Here is a 4879-nt window from a genome sequence, read left to right as displayed (position 1 = left end):
GCCGTAGGCGCGCGCGAGCGCGGCCGCGGCGAGCGCGTTGGCCACGTTGTGCGGAGCCGGCGGGTTCACGTCGGCCACGGACGCCAGTTCGGCGGCCGTGCTGTGCCGGTCGGGCACGAAGGCCCGGTCCACGAGCAGGTCCTCCACGACGCCGAAGTTCGACAACCCCGGCGCGCCGAGGCCGAAGCCCACCGCGCGACAGCCCTCCTCGACCTCGGCCTCGTGCACGAGGTGCTCGGTCTGCGGGTCGGCGAGGTTGTAGACGCACGCGATCTGGCAACCGCCGAAGATCCGCCCCTTGTCGGCCGCGTACGCCTCCGGCGAGCCGTGCCAGTCGAGATGGTCTGGAGCGATGTTGAGCACCGCGGCCGCGAGCATCCGCGGCGCGCCCGCGTCGTCCTTGGGGCTTTCCTCCCACGTCGGCAGCCAGTGCAGTTGGAAGCTGGACAGCTCCAACGCGAGGACGTCGTACGCGGGTCGGCCGTCGGCGTCGCGGGCCAGGACCGCGTCGACCACCGGCGTGCCGACGTTGCCGGCGGCCGCGACCCGCTTGCCGGACGCCTCCAGGATCGAGGCGAGCATGCGCACGGTGGTGGTCTTGCCGTTGGTGCCGGTGATGGCCAGCCACGGCGCGGGGTCCTCACGCGGGCGCAGGCGCCACGCGAGTTCGACATCGCCCCACACCGGCACGCCGGCCGCGCGCGCGGCGGCGAACAGCGGCTTGGTGGGCCGCAGTCCGGGTGAGGGGACGAGTACGTCGACGTCCGGCGGCAGGGTGTCCTCGTCGCCCAGGTGCACGCTCACCCCGAGCGCGCGCAGTTCCTCGGCACGGCGCGTGGCGTTGTCGTCGGACGCGCCGTCGATCGCCACCACGCGTGCGCCGAGGCCGTGCAGCGCCCGCACCGCGGACGCGCCGGTGACACCGGTGCCCGCGACACAAAAGGACAACTCGGCCCACGGCGCACCGTGATGGTTGAAACTGCTCAGGTCTCTCGTACTCACGTCTTTACTGTCCCGTAACCCAGCCCGCGTAGAAGATGCCGATCCCGAGAATGGCGCACAGACCCGCGATGATCCAGAACCGAACCACGATGAGTACTTCGGTCCAGCCCTTGAGTTCGAAATGGTGCTGCAACGGCGCCATCTTGAACACCCGTTTGCCGGTCATCTTGAAATAGCCCACCTGGATGATCACCGACAGCGAGATGATCAGGAACAGGCCGCCGATGAGCGCGGAGAGCAGTTCGGTGCGGGTCAGGATCGCGAGCCCGGCGAGCGCGCCGCCGAGGGCGAGCGAACCGGTGTCGCCCATGAAGATCTTCGCCGGCGACGTGTTCCACCACAGGAAGCCGAAACACGAGCCCATCATCGCGGCGGACACGATCGCCAGGTCCAGCGGATCGCGTACGTCGTAGCAGCCGGGGCCGGGCGCGTTCAGGCACGACTGGCCGTACTGCCACACGCCGATGAAGGTGTACGCGCCGAAGACGATCACCGAGGCGCCGGTCGCGAGACCGTCGAGACCGTCGGTGAGGTTCACCCCGTTGGAGTGTCCGGCGATCAGGACGTACGCCCAGACCACGAAGAACACCGGTGTCAGGTTGAGCGCGGTGTCCTGCACGATGGACAGATGGGTGGACGCCGGAGTGAGCCCTCGGGCGTCCTTGAACTGGATCGCCAGCAGCGCGAACGAGATGCCCACGAAGGACTGTCCCGCCAGTTTCGCCCTGGCCCGCAGGCCCAGGCTGCGCTGCTTGACGATCTTGATGTAGTCGTCGACGAAGCCGACCATGCCCAGGCCGGCCATCAGATAGAGCACGAGCAGCGCGGACGCGCTCGGTGTCTCCAGGGTGATCGCCTTGGCCGCGCCGTAACCGATCAGCGCCGCCAGGATGATCACCGCGCCGCCCATGGTGGGCGTTCCGCGCTTGCTGTGGTGTCCCGCCGGTCCGTCGTCTCGGATCAGCTGGCCGTAGCCGCGCTTGACCAGGATTCGGATTGCCAACGGGGTACCGACCAGCGACAGCACCAGGGCGATGCCGCCCGCGATGAGGATGGCCCTCACCCGTGCACCTCCGCGTTCTTCGCGCCGTCAGGCACCTGTGTATCCGCCAGCAGTGCGTCCGCGACCCGTTCCAGGGCCACGCCGCGTGAAGCCTTCACCAGTACGACGTCGCCCGGGGCCAATTCGCCCCGGAGTATCTCGACGGCCGCCTCTACGTCGGGCACCAGCACCGACTCCTCACCCCACGAACCCTCGTTCTTCGCGCCCATGTCGATCCAGGCGGCCTCCCTGCCGCCCACGGCAACCAGCCGGTGGATGTTGAGGCGTACCGCGAGGCGTCCGATCGCATCGTGCTCGGTCAGCGACGCCTCGCCCGGTTCGCGCATCCCACCCAGCACGGCGAATGTACGTTTTCCACCACCCGCCATCGCGACGAGGGCCTTGAGTGCAGCCCGCATCGATTCGGGGTCGGCGTCGTACGCGTCGTTCACGACGGTCACTCCGTCTTCCCTGCAGGTCACTTCCATGTGCCGGCGGGAGAGCGTATCGGCTGCGCCGAGCGCCGCCGCGAGGTCCTCGACGGTCATGCCCACTTCGCGTGCCACCGCGGCACACGCCAGAGCGTTCGCCACGTGGTGCTCACCGTACAGGCGCAAGATCACCGGCGCACTGCCCTCCGGGGTGCGCAACGTGAAGGACGCCCGGGCGCGGTCGTCGAGTGTCACGTTCTCGGCCCGTACATCCGCGTATCCGCTCTCGCCGAACGTGACGACGCGGGCCTTGGTCCGGCTCGCCAGCGCGCGCACCCGCGCGTCGTCGGCGTTGAGCACGGCCACCCCGTCGGCGGGCAGCGCCTCGACGAGTTCGCGCTCGGCCGCGATGTCGTCGCGGCCGCCGAACTCGCCGCCGCGGGCGCCGCCCACGGCGAGCACGACGCCGATGGTCGGCGGGGTCACGTCGCACAGGTGGGCGATGTCGCCGATCCCGCGGGCGGTCGTCCCGACGACCAGGTGTCGGGTGTTCTCGTCGGCCCGCAGCGCCGTCAGCGGCAGGCCGATCGCGTCGTCGACGTCGCCGGTCGAGGCGATCGTGGGACCGAGCGTGCCGAGCACGCGGGCCAGCAGATCCTCGACACCGGCCTCGCCGGACGAGCCGGTCACCGCGATCACGGTGGTGTCGGTCAGCCGGTCGCTCGTCCGGCGGGCGAGCCGGCCCAGGCTCGCGACCACGTCCTCGACGAGCACCGAGGGGGCGCCCGTCTCGTGGTCTGCCAGGACGGCGACGGCGCCGGCCGTGATCGCGTCACGCGCGTGGTCGTGCCCGTCGACGCGGGTGCCGCGCAGGGCCGCGAACAGTGCGCCCGGGCCGGCCTCGCGGGAGTCCACGACCACCTCGCCGGTGATCCGCGCGTTCGGGTCCGCGTCGCCCGCTAGCCGCCCTCCGAGGGCTTTCGCCAGCTCGGCAAGAGTGGTGGAAATCACTGGTTCGTCTCCTCGGCACGCGAGGTGCCGGTCGCCGGGACGCCTCGGGTCGGGGTCTCGGACGTCGGGGTGTGCGTTGATGGTGCGGGAGTGTCGATCCTCGCATCGTCGGACTGCTTGGGGGACGCGGGGCCGCCTCGCGTGGTTCTGTCGAGGGCCGCGCGCAGTTGTACGCGGTCGTCGAAGGGGAGTTTGACGCCGTTTGCGAACTCCTGGCCCTGCTCGTGGCCTTTGCCCGCGATCACGACCGTGTCGCCGGGCCGGGCGCGCTCCACCGCGAGGGTGATCGCGGCGGTCCGATCGGGTTCGACGATCACCGTGCCGTCGGAGGCGTCGGGGCCGCGCGTGCCCACGAGCATGTCGTCCAGGATCGCGATCGGGTCCTCCGAGCGCGGGTTGTCGCTGGTGAACACCGCGACGTCGGCGAGCCGGGCCGCGGCGGCGGCCATCAGCGGGCGCTTGGCCCGATCCCGGTCGCCGCCGGCGCCGAGCACGACGGTCAGCGTGCCCGAGGTCACCTCGCGCAGCGCCCCGAGCAGGGTGACCACCGCGTCGGGGGTGTGTGCGAAGTCGACGACGGCCAGGAACGGTTGGCCCGCGTCGACGCGTTCCATCCGGCCCGGCACACCGGGGGTGGCGCCCACGCCCTCGACCGCGGCGGCGAGCGGGATGCCGGCGGTGACCAGGGCCACGATCGCGAGCAGCGCGTTGGAGACGTTGAACGGGCCGGCCAGGCGCACGTGCGCGTCGGCCTTGTGCCCGTCGGGGCCGACCACTCGGAAACGGCTGCCGTCGGGGTCGAGTTCGACGTCCTCGGCGCGCCAGTCGGCGTCCGGCACGCTGCCGGTCGACACGGTGACCACCGGGACGCCGGCCATGGTCGCCAACCGACGGCCGTACGCGTCGTCGACGTCGATCACGCCGGCGCGCGCGCGGGCCGGCGTGAACAACTGGGCCTTGGTCAGGAAGTAGTCCTCCATGGACGGGTGGAAGTCCAGGTGGTCCTGCGACAGGTTGGTGAACAGGGCGACGTCGTAGACGGTGCCGTCCACCCGGCCGAGCGCGAGCGCGTGGCTGGAGACCTCCATGACCGCCGCGGTGACCCCGCGCTCGCGCATCGAGCCCAGCAGGGCCTGTACGTCGGGAGACTCGGGCGTGGTGCGCTCGCTGGGCACCACCGCCTCGCCGATCCGGGTCTCCACGGTGCCGATCACGCCGGTGGTGTGGCCGGCCGCGCGCAGGCCGCCGTCGAGCAGATACGCGGTGGTGGTCTTGCCGTTGGTGCCGGTGATCCCGAACAGCGTCAGGGCCGCTCCGGGTCGGTCGTACACCCATGCCGCGATCTCACCCAGTCGGGCGCGCGGATCCTCCACGACGAGCATCGGCAGGCCCG

The 4879-nt window shown here is 71.2% G+C and carries 4 protein-coding genes; all 4 read right to left on the bottom strand.

Annotated elements, in window-relative coordinates; translation table 11 throughout:
* On the bottom strand, positions 1-948 hold a 948-nt coding region (locus tag GT354_RS00530), incomplete at its 3' end, for a Mur ligase family protein (protein ID WP_272923726.1).
* Positions 949-1006: 58 nt separating this feature from the next.
* Positions 1007-2065, bottom strand: a complete 1059-nt coding sequence (gene mraY / locus GT354_RS00525; protein WP_161354139.1) for a phospho-N-acetylmuramoyl-pentapeptide-transferase — start codon at positions 2063-2065, stop codon at positions 1007-1009.
* Complete coding sequence (gene murF, locus GT354_RS00520; RefSeq protein WP_161354138.1) at positions 2062-3486, bottom strand: UDP-N-acetylmuramoyl-tripeptide--D-alanyl-D-alanine ligase; 1425 nt, start codon at positions 3484-3486, stop codon at positions 2062-2064. The genes mraY and murF overlap by 4 nt, the downstream gene beginning before the upstream one ends.
* Positions 3483-4879, bottom strand: a 1397-nt coding sequence (locus GT354_RS00515) for a UDP-N-acetylmuramoyl-L-alanyl-D-glutamate--2,6-diaminopimelate ligase (protein ID WP_161354137.1), incomplete at its 5' end; no start/stop codon positions are given. The genes GT354_RS00515 and murF, both read right to left, overlap by 4 nt.

Source organism: Streptomyces sp. SID3343, from assembly GCF_009865215.1.
GTDB lineage: Bacteria > Actinomycetota > Actinomycetes > Streptomycetales > Streptomycetaceae > Embleya.
The sequence above is the reverse complement of the archived record's forward strand: the minus strand, read 5'-3'. Positions and strand labels throughout refer to the sequence as shown.